This window comes from Cupriavidus sp. SIMBA_020 (assembly GCF_046535395.1).
GTDB lineage: Bacteria > Pseudomonadota > Gammaproteobacteria > Burkholderiales > Burkholderiaceae > Cupriavidus > Cupriavidus campinensis.
On record NZ_JAWRWU010001090.1, the window covers coordinates 1 to 255 of the forward strand.

A 255-nucleotide genomic window follows, 5' to 3' on the forward strand; every position below is an offset into this window, starting at 1 on the left:
TCGGCCTCGACGACGACGCGGTGCGCGCGGTGTGCGCGGAAGCGTCGGTGGCGGGCGTCGTCGAGGCGGTCAATTTCAATGCGCCGGCGCAAGTCGTGATCGCCGGTCACAAGGCCGCGATCGAAAAAGCTTGTGAGATCGCGAAGGCGAAGGGCGCAAAGCGCGCATTGCCGCTGGCGGTGTCGGCGCCGTTCCACTCGTCGCTGCTCAAGCCGGCGTCGGATCAATTGCGGGAATATCTGGCAAGCGTCAATG

At 65.5% G+C, this 255-nt stretch carries 1 protein-coding gene; it reads left to right on the top strand.

All coding sequences use genetic code 11. The features are described 5' to 3' along the window. Positions 1 to 255: ACP S-malonyltransferase (locus SB751_RS32865; protein ID WP_410749361.1), on the top strand; the 255-nt coding region annotated here is incomplete at both ends.